Origin of the sequence: Actinomadura miaoliensis, assembly GCF_039536785.1 — a bacterium.
Classification (GTDB): Bacteria; Actinomycetota; Actinomycetes; order Streptosporangiales; family Streptosporangiaceae; genus Spirillospora; species Spirillospora miaoliensis.
On record NZ_BAAAZG010000061.1, the window covers coordinates 69220 to 90219 of the forward strand.

General features: G+C 68.6%; 20 protein-coding genes, 1 tRNA gene and 1 pseudogene. 11 read left to right on the forward strand and 11 right to left on the reverse strand.

Translation table 11 applies throughout. The features are described from left to right. Positions 1 to 51 precede the first annotated feature (51 nt). From ABD811_RS38250 to ABD811_RS38265, 4 genes are read right to left on the reverse strand one after another with little or no spacing between them, the layout of a single operon-like run. A complete protein-coding gene (locus ABD811_RS38250; protein WP_344957768.1) occupies positions 52 to 1338 on the reverse strand; it encodes a homoserine dehydrogenase in 1287 nt (428 codons plus the stop codon). A 32-nt stretch (positions 1339 to 1370) separates the two neighbouring features. Continuing rightward, positions 1371 to 2762, reverse strand: coding sequence for a diaminopimelate decarboxylase (lysA, locus tag ABD811_RS38255; protein WP_344957601.1), 1392 nt, complete (start codon positions 2760 to 2762; stop codon positions 1371 to 1373). Continuing rightward, entirely contained in the window at positions 2759 to 3442 is a 684-nt protein-coding gene (locus ABD811_RS38260; protein ID WP_344957603.1) for a DALR anticodon-binding domain-containing protein, read from the reverse strand. The genes lysA and ABD811_RS38260 overlap by 4 nt, the downstream gene beginning before the upstream one ends. Positions 3443 to 3463: 21 nt before the next feature. Continuing rightward, positions 3464 to 3826: a response regulator transcription factor gene (locus ABD811_RS38265; protein ID WP_344957769.1), complete on the reverse strand. Its 363-nt coding sequence runs from the start codon at positions 3824 to 3826 to the stop codon at positions 3464 to 3466. A gap of 120 nt (positions 3827 to 3946) precedes the next feature. Here ABD811_RS38265 and ABD811_RS38270 point away from each other — a divergent pair. Both ABD811_RS38270 and ABD811_RS38275 read left to right on the forward strand, forming a co-directional pair. Further along, positions 3947 to 4018: transfer RNA gene (locus tag ABD811_RS38270), tRNA-Arg, on the forward strand. Between the two features lie 24 nt (positions 4019 to 4042). After that, the gene (locus tag ABD811_RS38275) at positions 4043 to 4531 is read left to right on the forward strand and encodes a hypothetical protein (protein WP_344957605.1); all 489 of its coding nucleotides are present in this window, start codon (positions 4043 to 4045) and stop codon (positions 4529 to 4531) included. A gap of 387 nt (positions 4532 to 4918) precedes the next feature. Here ABD811_RS38275 and ABD811_RS44090 read toward each other — a convergent pair. After that, positions 4919 to 5191: pseudogene (locus ABD811_RS44090) on the reverse strand (recombinase family protein); the annotation flags it as partial. Between ABD811_RS44090 and ABD811_RS38280 the strand changes: the two are divergent. Further along, on the forward strand, positions 5075 to 5740 hold the full coding sequence (locus tag ABD811_RS38280) for a hypothetical protein (protein WP_344957607.1): 666 nt from the start codon (positions 5075 to 5077) through the stop codon (positions 5738 to 5740). The pseudogene ABD811_RS44090 and the gene ABD811_RS38280 overlap by 117 nt on opposite strands. A gap of 412 nt (positions 5741 to 6152) precedes the next feature. Here the strand turns inward: ABD811_RS38280 and ABD811_RS38285 are convergent, their stop codons facing one another. The 4 genes from ABD811_RS38285 to ABD811_RS38300 form a co-directional block, all read right to left on the reverse strand. Further along, on the reverse strand, positions 6153 to 7280 hold the full coding sequence (locus ABD811_RS38285) for a DNA-methyltransferase (protein ID WP_344957609.1): 1128 nt from the start codon (positions 7278 to 7280) through the stop codon (positions 6153 to 6155). Between the two features lie 105 nt (positions 7281 to 7385). Continuing rightward, positions 7386 to 7544, reverse strand: a complete 159-nt coding sequence (locus ABD811_RS38290) for a hypothetical protein (RefSeq protein WP_344957611.1) — start codon at positions 7542 to 7544, stop codon at positions 7386 to 7388. Positions 7545 to 7620: 76 nt separating this feature from the next. Further along, positions 7621 to 8526 (reverse strand): IS3 family transposase, encoded by a 906-nt coding sequence (locus tag ABD811_RS38295; RefSeq protein ID WP_344957613.1) that lies wholly within the window; start codon positions 8524 to 8526, stop codon positions 7621 to 7623. Between the two features lie 2 nt (positions 8527 to 8528). Beyond that, on the reverse strand, positions 8529 to 8846 hold the full coding sequence (locus ABD811_RS38300; protein ID WP_344957615.1) for a transposase: 318 nt from the start codon (positions 8844 to 8846) through the stop codon (positions 8529 to 8531). A gap of 295 nt (positions 8847 to 9141) precedes the next feature. Between ABD811_RS38300 and ABD811_RS38305 the strand changes: the two genes are divergently transcribed. The 8 genes from ABD811_RS38305 (at position 9142) to ABD811_RS38340 (ending at position 19081) form a co-directional block, all read left to right on the forward strand. Then, on the forward strand, positions 9142 to 9489 hold the full coding sequence (locus tag ABD811_RS38305; protein ID WP_344957617.1) for a pilin: 348 nt from the start codon (positions 9142 to 9144) through the stop codon (positions 9487 to 9489). A 411-nt stretch (positions 9490 to 9900) separates the two neighbouring features. Next, the gene (locus ABD811_RS38310; protein WP_344957619.1) at positions 9901 to 11100 is read left to right on the forward strand and encodes a TrbL/VirB6 family protein; all 1200 of its coding nucleotides are present in this window, start codon (positions 9901 to 9903) and stop codon (positions 11098 to 11100) included. Between the two features lie 15 nt (positions 11101 to 11115). After that, positions 11116 to 12087 carry a PrgI family protein gene (locus tag ABD811_RS38315; RefSeq protein WP_344957621.1) on the forward strand — a complete coding sequence of 324 codons (972 nt, stop codon included), beginning with the start codon at positions 11116 to 11118 and terminating at the stop codon, positions 12085 to 12087. Positions 12088 to 12155: 68 nt separating this feature from the next. Then, positions 12156 to 13901 (forward strand): VirB4 family type IV secretion system protein, encoded by a 1746-nt coding sequence (locus ABD811_RS38320; RefSeq protein ID WP_344957623.1) that lies wholly within the window; start codon positions 12156 to 12158, stop codon positions 13899 to 13901. Positions 13902 to 13978: 77 nt separating this feature from the next. Beyond that, positions 13979 to 16465 (forward strand): type IV secretory system conjugative DNA transfer family protein, encoded by a 2487-nt coding sequence (locus ABD811_RS38325; protein WP_344957625.1) that lies wholly within the window; start codon positions 13979 to 13981, stop codon positions 16463 to 16465. Between the two features lie 115 nt (positions 16466 to 16580). After that, on the forward strand, positions 16581 to 17426 hold the full coding sequence (locus ABD811_RS38330) for a replication-relaxation family protein (RefSeq protein ID WP_344957627.1): 846 nt from the start codon (positions 16581 to 16583) through the stop codon (positions 17424 to 17426). Positions 17427 to 17601: 175 nt separating this feature from the next. Then, a complete protein-coding gene (locus ABD811_RS38335; RefSeq protein WP_344957629.1) occupies positions 17602 to 18012 on the forward strand; it encodes a hypothetical protein in 411 nt (136 codons plus the stop codon). 25 nt (positions 18013 to 18037) lie between these two features. Beyond that, a complete protein-coding gene (locus ABD811_RS38340) occupies positions 18038 to 19081 on the forward strand; it encodes a C40 family peptidase (RefSeq protein ID WP_344957631.1) in 1044 nt (347 codons plus the stop codon). A gap of 350 nt (positions 19082 to 19431) precedes the next feature. Here ABD811_RS38340 and ABD811_RS38345 read toward each other — a convergent pair whose 3' ends face one another. Next, positions 19432 to 19929, reverse strand: coding sequence for a hypothetical protein (locus ABD811_RS38345; protein ID WP_344957633.1), 498 nt, complete (start codon positions 19927 to 19929; stop codon positions 19432 to 19434). A gap of 769 nt (positions 19930 to 20698) precedes the next feature. Then, positions 20699 to 20836, reverse strand: a complete 138-nt coding sequence (locus ABD811_RS38350; RefSeq protein ID WP_344957635.1) for a hypothetical protein — start codon at positions 20834 to 20836, stop codon at positions 20699 to 20701. Between the last annotated feature and the right edge of the window lie 164 nt (positions 20837 to 21000).

Below are 21000 nucleotides of genomic sequence, written 5' to 3' on the forward strand. Positions count from 1 at the left end.
TGCGCAGATTCTAGAGCCCCGGGCGGGCCGGGGCGGCGGGCCGGGCCGGGTCTACTCGTCGGCCTCGACGCGCATGACGCTGGAGACCTCGCGGACGATGTCGAGGCCGCGCAGCCCCCGCACCGTCGCCGACAGCGCGGCGTCCGGCGCGCGGTGCGTCACCACGACGAGCTGGGCGTCGTCGCCGAACCCGACCTGCCGCACCGCCTGGATCGACACTCCGTGCCGGGCGAACTCCTCGGCGACCGTGGCGAGTACCCCCGCCTGGTCGGCCACGTCCAGCTGGATGTAGTAGCGGGTGACGGTCTCGCCCATCGGCAGCACCGGCAGCCTGGCGTAGGTCACCTCGACCGGGCCGGACGCGCCGCCCACCAGGTTGCGGGCCACCGCCACCAGGTCGCCGAGCACCGCCGAGGCGGTGGGCGCGCCGCCCGCGCCGGCCCCGTAGAACATCAGCGAGCCGGCCGACTCGGCCTCGACGAACACCGCGTTGTAGGCCTCGCGGACGCTGGCCAGCGGATGCGACCGGGGGATCATCGCCGGGTACACCCGCACCGACACGCCGCGTCCGTTGCGCCCGTCGTCCGAGGGGACCCGCTCGCAGATGGCCAGCAGCTTGACCACGCTGTCCATCGCCTTGGCCCCGGCCACGTCGGCGCTGGTGACCTCCGTGATGCCCTCGCGGTGCACGTCGGCGGCGGTCACCGGGGTGTGGAAGGCCAGCTGCGCCAGGATCGCCGCCTTGGCGGCCGCGTCGAACCCCTCGACGTCGGCGGTCGGGTCGGCCTCGGCGTACCCGAGCGCCTGCGCCTCCTGCAGCGCCTCGTTGAATCCGGCGCCGTGCGTGTCCATCTGGTCGAGGATGTAGTTGGTGGTGCCGTTGACGATGCCCAGCACCCGGTGCACGTGGTCGCCCACCAGCGACTCGCGCAGCGGACGCAGCAGCGGGATCGCCCCGGCCACCGACGCCTCGTAGTACAGGTCGGCCCCGTACTCGCGGGCGGCGGCGAACAGCGTCGCGCCGTCCTCGGCCAGCAGCGCCTTGTTCGCGGTGATCACCGACTTGCCGGACTTCATCGCCTCCAGCAGCAGCGTGCGGGCGGGCTCGATGCCGCCGATCACCTCGATGACGATGTCCACGTCGTCCCGGGTGACCAGGGCGTGGGCGTCGGTGGTGAGCAGCGCGGGGTCCACGCCCTGGCGGACCCGGTCCGGCCGCCGCACCGCGATCCCGGCCAGCTCCAACGGTGCGCCCACCCGCGCGGCCAGGTCGTCGGCCTGGTCGCGCAGCAGCCGCACCACCTCGGTGCCGACGACGCCGCAGCCGAGCAGCGCCACCCTCAGCCGCCGAGGCGTCCCCCGCCCAGGTTTCACACTCCTACCTCCGCATCCAGCCGCAGCAGGTCCTCGTCGGTCTCCCGGCGGACGATGACCCGCGCCTCCCCGTCGCGCACCGCCACCACGGCGGGCCGGGGAACGTGGTTGTAGTTACTGGCCATTGATCGACAGTACGCACCGGTGGCCGCGACCGCCACCAGGTCGCCCGCCGAAAGATCTTCGGGCAGCCACAGGTCTCGCACGACGATGTCGCCGCTCTCGCAGTGCTTGCCGACAAGTCTGCTGAGCATCGGGGCCGCATCGGACGAGCGGCTGGCCAGCGTACATGTGTACTCGGCGCCGTACAGGGCGGTGCGGAGGTTGTCGCTCATCCCCCCGTCCACCGAGACGTAGGTGCGCAGGCCCTCCACGTCCTTGACGGTGCCGACCTGGTACAGGGTAACCCCGCCCGGACCCACGATCGCCCGGCCGGGCTCCACGGTGAGGCGCGGCATGGCCAGGCCATACGCCCGGCACTCGCGTCCCACGATGGTCCTGAGCGAATCGGCGATCGCCTTGGGGTCGTGCGGCTCGTCCCCCGTGACGTAGGCGATCCCGTAGCCGCCCCCCAGGTCCAGCTCGGGCAGCTCCAGGTCGTGCTCGTCACGGATCTGCACAAGCAGCTCGGCCAGCCGGTGCGCGGCCACCTCAAAGCCGTCCGTGTCAAAGATTTGCGACCCGATATGGGAGTGCAGCCCCACCAGTTCGAGCTGGCTCAGCGCCAGGACCCTGCGGACGGCCTCCAGCGCGGCCCCCGTGCTACGGGAGAACCCGAACTTCTGGTCGTCATGGGCCGTGGCGATGAACTCATGGGTGTGCGCCTCGACGCCTGTGGTGACCCTCACCATCACCTTGGGCCGTACGCCGCGTTCCTTGGCGAGGTACCCGAGCCTTGCGATCTCCTCGAACGAGTCGACGACGATGCGCCCGACCCCCGCGTCCAGGGCCTTCTCAAGCTCCGCCAGGGACTTGTTGCTGCCGTGGAAGGTGATGCGTTCCACAGGGAAGTCCGCCGCCAGCGCAACGGCCAGCTCGCCCCCGGTGCACACGTCCAGCCCGAGGCCCTCCTCGTTGAGCCAGCGCGCGACGGCCGTGCACAGGAACGCCTTGCCCGCGTAGTGCACGTCCCCGTCATGGAAGGCGGCCGCGTACTCCCGCGCGCGCGCCCGCACGTCCTCCTCGTCGTAGACGAACAGGGGCGTCCCGAACCTTTCGGCCAGCTCCCGTACGTCCACACCGCCCACGTGCAGCACGCCGTCCTCACGCTTGGCGCTGCGCGGCCAGATCTGGGGCTCCAGCGCGTTCAGGTCCTCTGCCGGGGGCAGCGGGTTCTCTTCGGGCAGGACGTCGGCGTGCCTCGGTCCCGCGGGGTGCACTCTGCTCATATCCGCTCTCTAGGGGTTTCACCGATCGTGTTCAGGCAACTGCCGAGGGCGATGCGCGTGGCCTCCGCCAACGTGACCCGGGCCGCGTGCACCGCCCCGGGTTTCTCCTCGCCCTTCGGCAGCGCCGGACACCGCTCGTGGACGTCGTGGTACGCCCCGGCCAGCCGTTCCAGATAACGCCTCAGGGGCCGAGATCCTTGCCGCACACGCGCGGGAAACTCGCCCAGCACCCCGATCAGCCGGAGCTCCTCCTCAGCGTCCAACCCCACGGGTTCCCCCGCGTCCACCCCCAGATCCCTGGCCTGCCTCCGCACACCCGCCGCACGCGCGTAGGCGTACCGCACACAGAACCCAGGATTCTCAAACGTCCGAGGCCACTCCGGCCACACAGGCGCGTCGGAGGCCTTCTCCAGGGGGGCCGGCTCAGGGCCCGCCTCCACAAGCCAGGTCAGCAGGTCCCCGGGCCGCTCGACCCGGACCGTGAGAAATCCCCCGTCAACCCGAACCTCGGCGACCCCGGCGGACGCCGCGACCCTCTCAGCGACGACCTGCGCCGACATGCCCCTGCGCAGGGCCACCGGGCTGGCGTACAGCCCCGGCCCCACGCACCTGAGCGCCACCTCACCGGGGTCGGCCCCGGCGGCGGCCGCGAGGGCACCGCAGACATCGGCTGGAGTCACCCTCGTGAGACTATCCGACCACTATTTGGACACGGCCGCCAGCTTCCGCACGGTCTGGATCAGCTGGTTGGGGTCGAACGGCTTGGTCACGTAGGCGTCCACGCCGATCTCCTCCCCCCGCCGCACGTCGTGCTCCTGCGCCCGCGCCGTGATCATCACGACCTTGATGTGGCTCGTCGCCGGATCCTGCCGCAGCCGCACCGCGGTCACCCATCCGTCCAGCCGCGGCATCATCACGTCCAGCGTGATCACATCCGGCCCGACCTCGCGCACCTTGTCCAGGCAGTCCTGCCCGTCCACGGCCGTCGCGACCTCGAACCCCTCCAACTGCAGGTTCACGGCGATGAGCTGGCGGATCACCTCATCGTCGTCCACGACCAGCACGCGTCCCAGTGGCTCGGTCACGGCCACGAAGGTAGTCGACCCCGCCCGTCCACGCACGGCGAACGCCGAGGTGCGCGTCAGCCCGCCAACCCTGGTAGCCTTTTCTCGCACCGAACGCCCGCCCCCTTAGCTCAGGGGATAGAGCAACGGCCTCCGGAGCCGTGTGCGCAGGTTCGAATCCTGCAGGGGGCACCCAGAAGATGGGAACAAGCGGCCGTGCTGCCGATCTTGTTCCCTCTTCATGTCAGATCCTCGTTCGGTGATGCTCTCTGTGCTGTTGGTGAGCAACTTCACCGTATCCTCTCGCACCGTCACACGAAACGTGGCCTCGTGGCGAGGTCGGTTGTAGCGGATCTCCAGGTGGAACGCGTCGTAGAGTCGGCGCTCCAGATCTTCTGGCAAATCCGACAGCTCCAGGGGAAGCTGGGGGATGAGGTCGAGGAGATCTGCGTCGTCCCCGGCGGGTGGTGTGTCGGTGTTGAGCTGGTCGAGTTCGGCCTGCTTGGTGCGCCGCGCGGCGGTGAGCTCGGCGAAGCGTCGCTGGATGGACTGCCGGTAGTCGCGGTCGGCCTCGGGATCCCCGGTGGACTCGAAGGTCTCCAGCTGGCCAATGAGGTTGTCCTGGCGGCGCTGCAGGTCGGTCAGCTCACGTGTGATCTGCTTGCGACGTTTGGTGTTCGTAGAGTCTGCGCGCTTGGCCCCTGAGCGGCGGAGCTGGTCGCTGAGGTGTTCACGGCGACGAGGGCCGAAGATCCGCTCGGCGAAGAAGTGACGGACGCCGTCCAGGAGGACGTCTTCGCGCACCCACAGGCTCTTGGGGTGGTCGTTGAACCAGTCGGCACGGCCCTTGTGGTGCTGCCGTTCGGGCTGGCAGGCGAAGTAGGCGATGGCGTGGCGGGTCTTGCCGAACATCCGCCGTCCGCACAGATCACAGGAGACATAGGACCGCAGCCGGTAGGAACGCTTGGTCTGCGGGTGCGTGCTGACGGCGTTGGTGGGACGCGATCCCTGCCGGTGCTGCGCCACAGGTGAGGCCGCTTCGAACAGTTCCTTGGTGACCAGCGGCTCATGGGTCGGCTGTCGCGACCAGACCCACTCGGTCACCGGGTTGTGGCGGCCGCCCTTCTTGGTGGCGCGACGATTCCAGACCATGTAGCCGGTGTACTTGGGGTTGGTGAGGATGCCGCGGACCGCTGAGCCGGTCCACCGGCCGACGGCGCGGCGCGGATCCACCGGCTCTGGGGCTGGATGGCTGGCGAGGTCGGTGTTGAGCCGGTCGGCGATTTCGTCGTAGCCCAGGCGTTGCAGCGCCCGCAGCTGGAAGATCGTCGTTACGGTGGGCCCCTTGGCCGGATCAGGGACCAGGCGCGTTTTGGTCTTGCCTTCCGCGCGTTTGGCCGGCACGGGGTGCGGACGTTTTTCGGCCATGTAGCCATAGGGTGGACGGCCAATGTTCCAGCCTTGTTCGGTGTGCTCGCAGAAGCCGTCCCAGGACAGTTCGAGCATCTGCACGACGTACCATTCGGCGATGGCCTGGTTGATCCGCCGCGTGAGAATTGGTCCTGCTCGCTTGCGGGAGCGGCCTCTGTTCCCGATGTCGGGCAGGATGGGTTCGTTGGCGGCCAGCAACGGCACGCCGTGCTGTTCCAGCTCATGCTCGATCTTGGTGCCGTAGTAGGTGCGGCGCGCGACACGTCCGATTTCTTCGCAGATCACCGCTACGAATCGCCGGTCAGGTCGTGCGGCCTCGACCAGCAGGTCCTGGATTCCGCCGTCGCGGGGGATCGCGATGTCGAACTGCTCGTGCGCACGGCTGTAGCCGCGTTCATCGAGTTCTTTGCGGCCCGACTCGACGTCGTAGAAGTGCGCGACAATCACGTACCCGCTGGGCAGGGCCTCGCGGGACTTGCGTAGCTGACGAGGAAGCGACAGGGATGGATCCTGCTGGTCGTCAGTCGATGTTCGCCCTAGCCATGCGACCGGTACGGGCAGTCCCGCCTGCGATGCCTCAGCGAGCGGATCGGACTTGTCACCAGGCTGAAGCCAGGGCAACACCACGTCGCCCTGGCCTGATTGCGGGGGTTGGCCGTCTACTCCTGGGAATCGGCGCGCCGATGTAGCCATTGAAGAATCTCTCGGATCACTGCGAGTTGCGATGCTTCCAGCGCCTCCCCCTCGCTGCCGCCCACGGCGACGAACTCGAAGCGGGTCGAGAGTGGCCGCTGATCATCTCGGTCAGCGCTGGGAGGTTCCTGTGAGTCGGCAGCATATTGGCTGCTCAGGCCAGTGCACCTTACCGAATGGTTCGGATCGCGTGTTCGGCGGTTCATTGGAGGTCGCCGTCGCTGTGGCCGCCGTTGTCACGGAGGTTCTGCTCGGCCACGCGGCACAGCACCCAACTCTGCTCCACGCCGATGTAGGAACGACCGAGTTTCCGGGCGGCAATGCCGGTGGTGGCGCTTCCGGTGAACATGTCCAGCACCGTGCCGCCGGGGCGGCACCCGACGGCAACACACGTGAGCGGCACCTCGATCGGCAGCGCGGGTCGCTGCGTTGGCGCCGGCAGCGTCCAGACGTCTTCGGCAGGCCCGAGCGGCAACGCTGCTGGATTGTGCCGTGAGCTCGGCTGCGTTGCCTCCGTGCCGGGTGGGATGCGGCAATCGCTGATCCTTTTGCCGCTTTTGCCGATGCCGTGATGGCTGCTCTGCCGCCTCATGTGGTGCCAGCCGCACCGACGTTCCTGGCGGCCCGGCTCGACGACCGGGTTGTTATGGCGGCGGAGCTCGGAGATCAGGCGGTTCGGCGGGTGTCGGGTGGCGTCGTGGTTGAAGTAGTACTGGTCCGTTTTGACCAGCAGGAAGATGAGCTCATAGGAGAGCGCGAGTCTGTCTGCTTCGGGCTGTTCCTCGGTGGAGGGATGGTGCCAGACGATGGCGTTGCGGATGATCCATCCATCGTCTTGTAGCGCGAACGCCAGTTGCCAGGGCAGGCCGATCAGCGAGGTGGCGGGCACGCCGGTCATGGTCTTGTCGCGGATCGTGCGGCGGTGCCTGCCGGTGGGTGGACCGTCCCATCCGGTCTGTCCCGCGTAGCGATCGCCGGTGATCAGCCATGCCGTTCCCGCGTCGGCCAGAACACGGTGCGCCTGGGCAAAGACGCGGCGCAGAGCGGCTATGTAGAGGGCGGGGGTGGGTTCGAGCCCGTAGCGTTTCGGGGCGTCTCCGGCCACGTCGGGGTGTGGTGGCGTCCATGCCGGTGGGCTGGTGACGATGCAGTCGGCGGATCCGGGGGGCAACTCGGCCAGTACCTGGCGAGGGTCTCCGGCGTACAGGGCATGGGTCTTGTCGTGCCAGTAGGGGTCGCGCACCAGTTCGGTCCCTCCTGCGTTCAGGTGGTTGCCGGTATGGGCGCGATTGTCGGCACGGGCCTCATAGGAACCTCTGAGAAGCGGCATCTACCTGGGCTTTTGCCGTGCCATCGGGCGTATGTCCGGCAGGCCCTTGCCGCCGCTACGTTCACAGCGGGGTTGCCGCCCGGCGTTGCCGGACGGCCAGTCCGCTCATTGCCGCCGCGGCAATCCGGAACCGGTGCCCTGGCGGATCGACGGCATGCCACGCCGGTGCGTGGCATCGGCATCGGCATCGGCATCGGCATCGGGGAACCTTGCCGGGTCCTGGTAGCGGGCGAAACCAGCACGGCGGTTCCAGTCCTGCGGCAACTGCTGCGGCGTCGTCCATGGAGCCGCGACGTATGAGGCGCTGAGGTGTCAATCCCCTGAAAGCGTGGAGACGGTCCTATGCCACTTCGGCCCTGAGCTGGGCCGTTGATGTTCTCCGTGCTTCTGCCACCTGCTGCTCGTAGGTGATCGGGGCGAGCCCGTCGTTGGCGCTGTGTCTCCTGCTGGTGTTGTAGAAGTCGGCGGTCCAGGTCGCGACCTTGAGGCGCGCTTCGGCACGGGTGGCCAGGCGGTGACGGTGGACGAACTCGACTTTCAGCGTGCTGTTGAACGCCTCGGCGGCGGCGTTGTCAAGCGCGCACCCGACCCGGCCCATCGACTGCACCACCCCCAGCGCCCCGCAGGCCGCCGCCGTCCGCGCCGCCGTGTACTCCGACCCGCGGTCCGAGTGGAAGATCACCCCGTCCACATCTCCGCCCCTGGTGGCGGCCGCCATCTGCAACGACGCCACCACCAGCGCCGCGTCATGGTGCTCACTCATGGCGTGGCCGAGAATCCGGCGGGAGAACAGGTCCTCCACCGTGGCCAGATACAGCGGCCCCTCATCGGTCTCGATCTGCGTGACGTCCCCGCACCACAGCACATCCGGCGCCACCGCGGTGAACTTGCGGCGCACCAGGTCGGGAGCGGCCGGCCGCCGCCCCTGCCGGGTCAGCGACCGCCGCCGCTTGGGTGGACGTCCGGCCAGCCCGTGCTCGGCCATCCGTGCCGCGACGGTGTTGACCGACACCTTCCAGCCCGCCGCCCGCAGGTCATCGGTGATCCGCGGCGAGCCGTAGGTGCCGCCCGAGGCGGTGAACAGGCGTCTAATCTCCTCATCCAGCCGGTCCCGCCGCTGCTGACGGGCGGTAGGCATGCGGTTGATCCACTTGTAGAACCAGGACTGCGAGACCCCCAGGGCCCGGCAGGCGATCGCATGCGGGATACCGAAGGTGGTCCTCTGGGACGCGATGAACTCCGCCACGATCACTGGTTCATCGAGTCCTTCACCCACAGGACCACTGATCGCTTGAGCACGTCACGCTCCATCTCAAGCTCGGCGCGGTCCTTGTCCCACTGCACCCGCTCGGCCCGCAGCCGGGCCAGCTCTGCGCGTTCGGACTCGTCCAGCTCGCCGCCCGGGGCCTGGTCCTGCGCGCGGTCGTTCTTCACCCAGTTATGCAGCGTGTAGGGACTGATCCCCAGATCCCGCGCGACCTGCGCCACGGGTTTGCCGGTCTCCTTGACGATGCGCACCGCACCCGCCCGGAACTCCGGATCGAACCGACGTTTCTTGTCTCCCACGACCCAACCATCTCTCTGGTTCAGGTCTCCACGCTACGAGGGGAAGCACAGAGGTTCCGCATAGATCACTCTGACCGGTTGGTAAGCCCGGTGCCTGTTGTGAGGTTCCTCGGTGGCCATGTGGCGTGCTGGGTGCGCCGGGGCCCCGTAGGCGGCCGATTGCCCGCCCCATGCGGGCCGGGTTCGTCCCTCGGGTCGCGCCGCCGTTACCGGAAGGAGGTGATGGCGTCCCTGACCCGGCCCGCCTTCTCGGGCCGCAGCGGGGCCCCGGCCACGTCCGTGAGGGAGGTGGCCGATGCGTTCGAAGACATCGTTGCGGGCGGCTTCGACCGTTGCCGCACTTGTAACGGCACTGCTGGTGGTGGTGTTCGCGGCGCCGGACGCGCTGGCGCGCACGCTGGCGGCGCCGCCCCAGGATCTGACCACGGTGATCAACAACATCACCAAGTGGCTTGTGGGGTTGCTGGTGTCGCTGGCGACCCTGTTCTTGACCGTGGGCGGGATCCGCTACCTGCTGGCCGGCGGCGACCCGGGCGAGGTCAACAAGGCCAAGGACACGCTGAAGTACAGCGCGATCGGCTATGGCGTGGCGGTGCTCGCTCCGGTGCTAGTGAGCATCCTCAAGGGATTCGTCGGCGGGTGATCCGCGATGCGAACTCGTCCACGCACCGGGCTCGCCGCCATCGGCTGCTGCGCCCTCGCGTTGATCACTGTGGTACTGGTCACGGTGCCCGCGTACGCCGTCACGCGCGGGACGTCCGCTGGCGCTGTGGCCGCGGAGCCGCCGCCGACACCTGTCTCCTCGCCCTCTTCCGCGACGTCCTCTCCCCCGCCGACGCCGTCGGCGTCCCCCTCCAACTCCACCCCCGGCACATCGACCCCCAGCACGCCTAGCCCAACGACCTCGGTCCCTGGCAGCCCAGGTTCTTCGCCGGGGCTGCCGACCAGTCCGGGGCAGGACTCGGGTGGTTGCAGCTGGTTCGACGTCGCGTGCAAAGCCAAGCAGGCGATCAACAACTGGTTCAAAGACCTAGTCGAGTCCGCGATCAATCCTGTGCTCGGGTTCCTGGGGAGATCACTGCTGGCCACCCCGCGATTGGATCAGACCAGCCGGGTGCAGGGTCTGTGGACGGGGTCGCTGGTGGTGGCCAACTCCTGCTTCGTACTGCTGGTGCTGGTCGGCGGACTGACCTTGATGGGCCGCCAGACGCTGCAGACCTCCTACACGGTCAAGGACATCGCACCCCGCCTGGTGGTCGGCATGGTGGCATCCAACACCAGCCTGCTGCTGATCGGGCAGTCGATCGAGTTCGCCAACGCCCTGTCAGCCGCCCTGCTGGGCCAGGGCGTCGACCCGCAGCAGGCCGCCGATCAGCTCCAGAAGATCGTCCTGCACGCCCTCAACCCCTCCGACGTGGGGATCTTCATCGTGCTGGTGACGATCTGGGCGGTGCTGCTCGGCGTGATCCTGATGCTGATCTACGTCGTGCGGGTCATGCTCACCATCCTGCTGATCGCCGCCGCCCCGCTGGCGCTGGCCTGCCATGCGCTGCCACAGACCGAGGGACTGGCCAAGCTGTGGTGGCGCTGCTTCTTCGGGGTGTTGGCAATCCAGGTCGCGCAGGCACTGGTGTTCATCACGGCGATGCGGGTGGTGTTCACCACCGACATGGTCACCATCCTGGGCTGGCGGACGCCCGGCGACCACGTGGATCTGTGGATCGCGATCTGCCTGTTGTATGTGCTGGTGCGGATCCCGTCCTGGATCTCTCGGATGGTCTGGCAGGGCGGCGTGATCAGCCGCAGCCCGATCAGCCGCGCGGCCAGAACGATCGTGTCTCTGGTGCTGTTCCGGGGCATGCTCAAGCGGTTTGCCGCAGGGCAAGCCGCAAAGGTTCCGTCCCACCCACAACTGCCGGGAGGACGCTCAGCGCCCCCCGTCCTTGTGAGCAAGCCAACGCCTGGCAACCCCCCGTCACCCCCACCCTCCAACTCTGGAGATGGAGCGCAGCCGCGGTGGGCTGACCCGCACAAGCGATGGATGCCACCGGATCCGGCCTGGCACGAGCGGGTGCATCGCGGGCGCCCTGCCCCCGACAGTGCGGGCGAGCAACAGCGCTGGGGCAAGCCGGAGACCACCTGGACACCGCCGCACGCCGGGGACTGGCGCCGGCCGCCGCCCCCGCCCCGGCGATCCCCGCCGTCGCCGCCGTATCGGCCCGATCCGAACCGCCCGTGGAAGCGGCCCAGCTAAAGGAGGTGATGCGCCGTGCCGCAGGACGACCACGTCGTCTACAGCGTCCGGATTCCCGCCGATGTGGAGACGCCGGACAAGATCCTGGCCGGTCTGACCGCCCGCCAGGTCGCGATCCTGGTCACAGCGGGCGCGGTGGTGTGGCTGGCCTACGCGGCCACCCGAACCCTGGTGCCCCTGCCGATGTTCGCCGTGTTGGCGATACCGTTCGGCGCGGCCGCCGCCGTGCTCGCGCTGGGACGCCGCGACGGCATGGGCCTGGATCGGCTGCTACTGGCCGCGATCCGGCACGCGCGCGCTCCGCGCCGGTTGGTGCTGGCTCCCGAAGGGGTCGCAGCACCGCCCGCATGGGCGCAGGACGGGCACCTGGCGCTGCCCGCACCACTGCGTCTGCCCGCCGGCGCGATCTCCGCCGAGGGTGTGATCGATCTTGGCGCCGACGGGTCTGCGGTGGTGTGCGAGGCGTCGACGGTGAGTTTCGCTTTGCGCACCCCGCAGGAGCAGGCCGCGTTGGTGGGGGTGTTCGGCCGCTGGCTGAACTCGCTCTCAGGTCCGGCGCAGATCGTGGTGCGCGCTGAGGACGTCGACCTCGCCCCGTTGATCTGCGGGCTACGCGACCATGCCCCTTCCTTGCCTCACCGGGAGCTGGAGCAGGCCGCGATCGACCACGCCGACTTCCTGTCCAGCCTGGCTGGGCGCCGGGACTTGTTGCGCCGCCAGGTGCTGATCGTGCTGCGCGAACCACGTAACGGCAGAGCCGGTGACGGAGCTGCCGCTCAGCGAGCACTGCGCCGCGCTGACGAAGCGGCGCGGGCACTGGCCGCCGCCGGCATCACCGTAAAGGTCCTGCCCGGCGGCCAGGCCGCCGCGGTGCTGACCGCCTGCTGCAACCCCTGGCGCACCGCGCCCGTCACCACGACGGCCTCCCCATCGGCCCGGCGAGCGGCGCCTTCCGAAGTGATCACATCCGCCGGAGAATCCGAATGACTCTGCTCAAAACCGCACGCTCGCGCATTCGAAACGCCGCCGGAGCCAAGAACCACACGGGCACGGCCATGGGCCCAGACGCCATCGAGGTCGGTGCCCGCACCCTCACCCTGGCCGACGGCGTCTGCGCCTCCTTCGCCATCACTGGCTACCCCGCCGAGGTCGGTCCCGGCTGGCTGGATCCCTTGCTGACATACCCGGGCCGAGTCGAGGTCGCCGTGCACATCGAGCCGACCCCGCCCACCGTGGCGGCCGACCGGCTGCGCCGCCAGTTGGCCAGGCTGGAATCGTCCGCACGCTCCGACGCCGAGCATGGCCGCCTGGAAGACTTCCACGCCACCGCTGCGGCCGAGGACGCCCGAGAACTGGCCGCGGCGCTCGCCCGCGGACAGACCAAGCTGTTCCGCGTCGGCCTGTACTTCACCGTCCACGCCCCGGACGAGGAGACGCTGGAGGCCGAATGCTCGCAGGTGCGGGCGCTAGCGTCCTCGCTGCTGCTGGACGCCGCTCCCGCGACCTTCCGCCCGCTGCAGGGCCTGATCACCACCCTGCCGGTCGGGGTGGACAGCCTGCGCATGCGGCGCACCTTCGACAACCAGGCGCTGGCGGCCTGTTTCCCGTTCTCCAGCCCGGACCTAGACGTCCCGATCACCGACACCACCGTGCTGTACGGGATCAACACCGCATCCTCCTCCCTGGTGCTGTGGGACCGGTGGGGCCTGGACAACCACAACTCGGTCATCCTCGCCCGCTCCGGCGCCGGCAAGTCCTACCTGACCAAGCTCGACGTTCTGCGGTCGCTGTATTCGGGGGTGGAGGTCGCCATCATCGACCCCGAAGACGAATACGCCCGTCTGTCCGCCGCAGTCGGCGGCTCTTATATCTCTCTGGGCTCGCCGGGCGTCCGCTTCAATCCCTTCGACCTGCCCACCGCCCACGCCGGCACGGACGCGTTCACTCGGCGTGCGCTGTTCCTGCACACCCTCATCGGCGTACTGCTGGACGAACCGCTGGACCCGGCCAGCAGGGCAGCCTTGGACCGGGCGATCGTGGAAACCTACGCCGACAAGGGGATCACCAGCGACCCGCGTACCTGGAGCCGCCCCGCCCCGCTGCTGGCCGACCTGACCGCCGCCCTGCGGGAGGACACCGAGGACCCCAAGGCGAGCGAGGTCGCCGCACGGCTCGCTCCCTACGTCACCGGCACCCACCGCGACCTGTTCGACGGGCCCACCACCACCCGGCCCGACGGGCACCTGGTCGTCTTCTCCCTGCGGGACCTGCCCGACGAGCTACGGGCAGCGGGCACCCTACTGGCGTTGGACGCGGTCTGGCGGCGCGTCTCCAACCCGCACGACCGCAAACGCCGCTTGGTCGTGGTGGACGAGGCATGGCTGCTGATGCGCCAGCCCGACGGCGCCAAGTTCCTGTTCCGCCTGGCCAAGAGCGCCCGCAAGTACTGGTGCGGCCTGGCCGTGGTCACCCAGGACGCCGCCGACCTGCTCAGCACGCAACTCGGCCAGGCTGTGGTGGCCAACGCCACCACCCAGGTCCTCCTGCGCCAAGCCCCTCAAGCGATCGACACCGTCGGCGACGCCTTCAACCTGTCGGCCGGTGAACGCCAGTTCCTGCTGGCCTGCTCCCGCGGAGAGGGACTGCTGGCAGCCGGAGCCCACCGGGTCGCCTTCCAAGCCATCGCCTCCCCCGCCGAACACCACGTCATCACCAGCGACCCCGCGGAACTGGCCGCGCTCGACTCCAGCCACCGCGTGGAATTGGCCGGCATCGAAGACGAACTGGACATCGAACCATGACCCTTCGATCACTGATCCTGATGCGGCCGCAGCTGCATGACAGTCCGTCTCCGACTCCCTCGCCGACGGAGCCGCCAATGGGCCCATTCCTTCGGGACCCGGACGCGGTCATCCACACCCTTATCCACAAGGCTGAACATCTACTGGACAGCTACGGCTGGGTGGGCGGTGTCCTTCTGGCCAGCGTGCTGGCGGCGTTCTTGATGCTCCGGCACATGTGGTGGCGGCGGCGTCATGATCGTCTCGCCGACGGCGCCCGCCTGATCACCGTGCTGCCGCCGCCCGACGTCGACCCGCAGGCCGCGCATGAACTGTGGGCCAACCTCATCGGGCTCCTGCGCCCTGCCTACAAGCGGCTGGTGACCGGTCAACCGCACCTGGCCTGGGAGTACGTCTGGGACACCTCCACAGTCCAGATCCGACTGTGGGTGCCAGGAACGGTGCCGCCCGGGCTGATCGAGCGGGCGATCGAGGCCGCCTGGCCCGCCGCCCGCACCCACACCACCCCCGCGACCACTCCGCCCCTCCCCGTCGGCGGGGTCGCTGTGGGAGGCCGGTTGCGGATGGCCCGCCCGGACTGGCTGCCGCTGCGCGCCGACCACCCGGCCGACCCGCTCCGCGCCCTGATCGGCGCCGCCTCCGGGCTGTCCCCCGACCAGCGCGTGGTGGTGCAGATCTGCGCCCGGCCGGCCACCGGCCGACGGCTCGTCAAAGCGCACCGGGCAGCCGCCGCACTCCGCGGCAGCACCGAATCCGGACGCCCCTGGGGACGCCTCTTCGACCTCATCACCCCGGTCCCGGCCCGCCGCTCCTCCTCAACCAGCGCCTATGCGGCCCACCCCGAACGCGCCGCCGAGGTCCGCGCCATCCTCGACAAGGCCCGAGAGCCGCAGTGGGAAGTGGCCGTCAGCTACGGGCTGGCCGTCGCCCCCGACACCGTGCCCGAAGCGTCCTCCCCCAAAGACCACCACGGTGAAGCGGTCAACCCGCGCCAGGTGCACCGCGCGTTGCGGCGCGGGCTCCGCGGACGGGCGCACGCGATCGCCTCCGCCTACGCGCTGTACGCCGGGCACAACTACCTGCGCCGACACCGCCTCCGCCGACCCGAGACGGCTCTAGCACGGCGGTGGATGCGGCGCGGCGACCTGTGCTCGGTCACAGAGCTGGCAGCACTGGCCCACCTTCCTTGGGACGCCGCCGTCCCGGGACTCTCGCGGGCGGGCGCCAAAGCCGTCCCACCGCCGCCAGCCATTCGGCTGCCCGGCCCGGACGCCAAACAGCTAGGCGTCAGCGACACCGGGATCGTGCGACCGGTGGCGTTGGGGGTGGCCGACGGCCGCCACCACATGCACGTTCTCGGCGCCACCGGATCCGGCAAGTCGACGCTCATGGCCCACATGATCTTGGCCGACGCCGAAGCCGGCCGCGGCGCAGTCGTCATCGATCCCAAGGGCGACCTGATCGTCGACCTGCTGGCCCGGCTCCCCGAGCAGGTCGCCGACAAGGTCGTCTTGTTCGACCCCGACCAGAGGCGTCGGCCAGCCCTGAACGTCCTGCAAGGCCCCGACCCCCATCTGGCCACCGACAACCTGGTGGGGATCTTCCACCGCATCTACAAGGAATTCTGGGGACCACGCACCGACGACATCCTGCGCTCGGCCTGTCTGACGCTGTGGCACGCCCCCGACGCGACACTGGCCGACATCCCACGGCTGCTGGCCGACCCCGCCTACCGGGCTCCGCACACCGCCCGGGTCCGCGATCCAATCCTGGCCGACTTTTGGGCCTGGTACGACAACCTGTCCCCCGAAGCCCGCGCACACGCCACCGGCCCCGTGCTCAACAAACTCAGGGCCTTCCTCCTGCGCGACTTCATCCGCTCCACCCTTGGCTCCGGCGCGTCCACCTTCGACCCCACCACCGTGCTCGACGGCGGACTCATGCTGATCCGCGCCCCCAAAGGCATCCTCGGCGCCGACGCCACCGCGGTGTTCGGGTCACTCATGCTGGCCAAAATCTGGGAGACCGTCTCCAGCCGAACCCGCCACGGCCAAAGCGCCCGCGCCGACAGCGCCCTCTACGTGGACGAGTGCCACAACTTCCTCACCCTGCCCCACGGCTTGGCCGACCTGCTGGCCGAGGCCCGCGCCTACCGGCTCTCGGTCGTCCTCGCCCACCAAGACCTGGCGCAACTGTCCCGCGAACTGCGCGAGGCGATCTCCGCCAACGCCCGCAACAAGGTCTTCTTCGCTGTCTCCCCCGAGGACGCCCGCACGCTGGAACGCCATATGGCCCCCAATCTGTCCCAGCACGACCTGGCCCACCTGGACGCCTTCCAGGCCAGCGCCCGGCTGATCGTGGACGCGGCAGAAATCCCCGCCTTCACCCTGCGCACCCTGCCCCTGCCACCCGCCGTCCCCGGGCGGGCCAAGCTGATCCGCCGCGTCTCGGCCGACACCTACGGCGCCCGCTCCGACCGACGCCACAGCCGCCCCCGCGCCGACGATCCCCGCGTCGACCCGCGCACTGATTCGCATCACGCACCGGACCAGACATCCACCTGACCACGGCATCCCCCGAACAGGAAAGGCCCTCTCAATGACCCGATACGTTCCGCCAATTCCCCAGCCCGTTCCCGACGCATCCGCAGCGCGCCGCGATCCCAAGAAGCTCGTGCCGATGCTGCTGGCGTCCCGGCTGACCCAACGCGACCGGCTGGTACTGCGCGCGCTGTGGGATCACCACGTGCTCACCACCGGGCAGATCGCCCAGCTCGCCTTCCCCAACGCCGACCGCGCGCGCCGCGGCATGCTCCGCCTTACCGGCCTCGGCGCGGTCGAGCGGTTCCGGCCACTGCTGCCTCCGGGCAAGGGGACCGCACCTCTGCACTACACCATCGGAGAAGCAGGCGCTCATGTGATCGCCGCCGAACAAGGCATCCCGTTCGCTGATCTCGGCTACCGGCGCGACCGAATCGTGGCCTGGTCCCTGTCGCCCCAGCTGGGCCACCTGGTGGGCGTCAACGGGATCTTCACCGCACTGGCCGCCGCCGCCCGCCACCGCACGGCCGCCGAACTCGCCCAGTGGTGGCCCGAACGCCGCTGCGCCACCACCTGGGCCCCCTACATCCGCCCTGACGGGTTCGGCCGCTGGCGAGAACACGGAGTCAGCGTCGACTTCTTCCTCGAATACGACACCGGCACCCAACGACCGCTCAGAAGGGTCGCCGACAAGCTGCGCGGCTACGCCAATCTCGCCACCGCCGACGGCTTCACCACCCCCGTACTGATCTGGACCAGCAGCCCCCGCCGCGAAGCCAACCTGCACGCCGCCATCGGTACTCCTCCCGTCCCGGTGTTCACCGCCACCGCCGACGCGATCAGCGAGCCGCCCCTTGGACCAGCAGGACCGATCTGGCTTCCCGTCGGAGCGCCACACGAAGGCGCTGCGCGGCTGCGACTAATAGAACTCGCCCGCTACGCCCGCCCTCTCCCCTCAGGCAGGGGCGACGATGACGAGGCCTGACCTCCCCATCCCCAACTTCGCGATCTCCGCCTGCCTGACCGCCGGGCTCCTCGCCGCCTGCGCCCTACGACCACCGGTGACGGACGACCACACCGCATCTCCTCCACCAGCGAGCCCCACCCCGACCACGGCAAGTTCCGATGTGACGGCGTTGCTTCCCCTGACCACGGCCGACTTGACCGCCGCGATCCGCCTCACGACCAGCTTCGCCACCGCCTACGGCACATACAGCTACGACCAGCCGCCCCAGGCGTACCTGGCGCGGCTGCGCCCCATGGCCACACCAGAGCTGTACGGATCACTCGCCCGCGCGGCAAGCACCCGCTCCATCCAGGCACAACGAGCGCGTGACCGCGAGGCCGCCACCGCACACGCCACGGCGAACAAGATCCGTACCATCGGCCCTCACTCGCTGATCCTCATCATCAACCTGCGTCAGGACATCACCACCACCGCAGGCCGCCACCAGCGCACCCAACGACTGGCCATCACCGCCACCAAGACCAGCGATGACAGTTGGGCGATCCACGACTTCCAGCCCGCCGACGCCGGTAACGCCGGAGACACCAGTGCAGGCGCCTCGTAACCACCACCGAGCCCGGTGTCATGCCGTGGGCAACGATTGCGGCGCGGCCCAATTGTGGCTGGCCGCCGCTGTCGGAGCGCTGCTACTACTGATCGCGGTGTTCCTCGGCGCCAGCAGCGGCATCGACGACAGCACGGCCGCCTGCCAGGCCCAGCCCGGCACCTCAGATGAAGCCGAAAACACCATCCCCGCCGACTACCTGGAGCTGTATCGCGAGGTCGGCCAGGAGTCCGGCATCGCCTGGACCATCCTCGCCGCCGTCGGCAAAGTCGAATCCGACCACGGACGCGACCCCGCCCCCAACTCCGGTGTCCATTCCGGTGCCAACTGGGCTGGAGCCGCCGGCCCCATGCAGATCGGCATCGGCGGCAAGGCCACCAACAACTGGGGCGGCCCACCCCGCCACCGGGCCGGCCAGCACACCGGCGGCTACGCCACCGATGGCAACGGCGACGGCTGGGCGAACGTGTACGACCCCGCCGACGCCATCCCCGCGGCGGCGGACATGCTCAAGGACTACGGCGCTCCAAGCGACATCCCCCAGGCCCTGCTGCGCTACAACGGATCCACCGAGTACATCGGCAAAGTGCTCGACTGGGCACGCCGCTACGCCGACGGCGGCGCCCACGTGGTCGCCACCGCAGGCAGCTCCATCTGCCAGCCGGGCACGCTTGCACTGGCGCCCGCTGGAGACGTAGCCGCCAAGGTCATCGCCTACGCCCGCGCCCAGCTCGGCAAACCCTACATATGGGGCGCCGAAGGCCCCGACGCCTTCGACTGCTCCGGGCTGACCATGATGGCCTACCGCGCCGCAGGCATCAGCATCCCCCGCACCACCTTCGACCAATGGCGCCACGGCACACGCATCCCCAAAGGCCAGCAGCGACCCGGCGACCTGGTCTTCTTCAACTCCGGCCCCGGCAGCAGCCCTGACAACCCTGGACACGTCGGCATCGTCATCGACGCCGACCAGATGATCAACGCCCGGTGCACCAGATGCCGACCCGGCATCGCCATGGACTCCTACGCGCGGCGCAGCGACCTCGTCGGCTTCGTCCGCCCCAGGTAGCAGTGAAGCGTTGCTTCTGGCGACTACCATCGCCTCCCATGGCCACGACCGACTCAGGAACGCCACAGCGAGTCAGCGCTGTACCGCTGCCACTCGCCTGCCCTCTCTGCGGCGGTCAAATGCAGGCTACAGACGACAAGGGGAACGGACTGGCCACGATCCAGCCCTGCGGGTGCGTGGTGGAATTCTCTCAGCCGGCAGGCCCAGTTTCGGCCCCTTGGGATGACACCACCGGGATCTCCTCATAAAGGGACGCCGAGACGTGTTCCATTTCGAACGCGTTGATCTCGCCCGTCCAGATGCAGCGTGCTGAGCCCAGTCTCAGCGCAGGATGCGCGCAAGCGACAGGTTCAGTCGCCAGCGGACGGCTCGTCATCCATGAGCGTGCGCAGCAGCGTGTTCCCCGGCATGAGGTCGCCAGGTGTGAGCGGCACAGTGAAGACCTCTGGCTCGCCGAAAACTGGCTCCCCGTCGGGACGGCGTGTGTAGGGCACTCGACCGTAGTCGATGCCGCCTTCCTGGTCGAAGCCCATCCAGGTGATGGCCTCTTGCTCCCCTGGCCGAAGTGGATGGGAGGAAGGGGCTCGCGTGGCCACATCCCGTTCGCCGATCACCCAGACCTGCGGCACGGCCAGAACCCATCGGATCGCTCCGATGCGGCGGGCATGGGCGGCCGCTTGTTGCTCGAAGGCGACGGCGGCGTCTTGATCCCGAAGGTAGTCGTAGTCGCTGAGAAGGAGCGTGCGCTCCCCTTCGAGCGCAGCGATCGCCACGTACTCGCCAGTCTGGATGTGCTGCTCCAGGCGCTCCACGACATCGAAGAGCAGCGCCACGAGGTCATCGTTCATCTGGCACCACCCTCCCACTTCATCGGCACCGGGAGCAACGACACGCCAGGCAGCAGTCTCTCGCGTGGGTGAACCCGAGCGACATACGGCTGTGTAGCCAACCGCCGGACTGGGCCATCTTCAATGCCCACAGGTGCATCTTCCCAAGATGCGCGCCGTGGCCACCGGGCTGTTCGCTGCTCGCAAAGCAGGTCCCCAGGATGTCGCTCGCTGGGTGGGGTGACAGTCGAAGGCTGGATGGTGTCCTGCCCTGTGAAGGGCACCGTCCCAGCTTTAAAGGCGTATCATAGACAACGATCAGTCTCCTGCTTGGCCTACTCATCTAAGTAAGGGATTTGATCAAAGGGGTCGGCTCCCGCCAAGGGGGCCGACCCTCTTGCGACATGTGACGTGCTCAGCGACGAGGCTGACAAGAGTACAGCGCAATCGACCTCCGCTTCGGATGCTTGGCTGCTAATCCTCTCAGATCATCGCCGCGACGAATGCGTCGAGTTGTCCGAGAAGTGAGTCTATGATCTGTGCAGCCTCACAATGATCCCGATCGCCACATCGAGCCCGCACACCGAATCATCCCTCGTTAGCCGGAGATGCAAGGGTCACCAAAACAGGTCCTGAGAGTCAACAGAAATCAGTAACACCAATCATCTCCATCATCGACGAACTCTATGTTCGCTTTGGCGTGACTGGAATGGGCGAGTACATCCTCCTTGCAATGGGGCTACTGAATCAGAAAGGAGACGATGTCTTCCTGGCCAGGATCGCACGGCTGTCAGCCAAGGTTGAGCCGCAAATTCGCCCCTCCTTCTCGGGTGTCGGTCTTGTCGGCAAGGTCGGCCAGCTCGTGCACCACGATTAGATCTGTCACCCACTCCTGCGCGGCCTCTTCGTTGAAAGTGAACGACTTCATCGATATTCCCATTCCCAATTTCAGGAAAGGAGGCTGAGGACTTGATCGTTGTCTCGGATTTGTTCAGTACCTCTAGTCCAGCGACTGATCTGGAGTCCTGGAACCTCGCCGAGCCAGCCGTTGGCAGTGACTCGTCGATTCAAGCGGCGAGGTTGTCGATAATC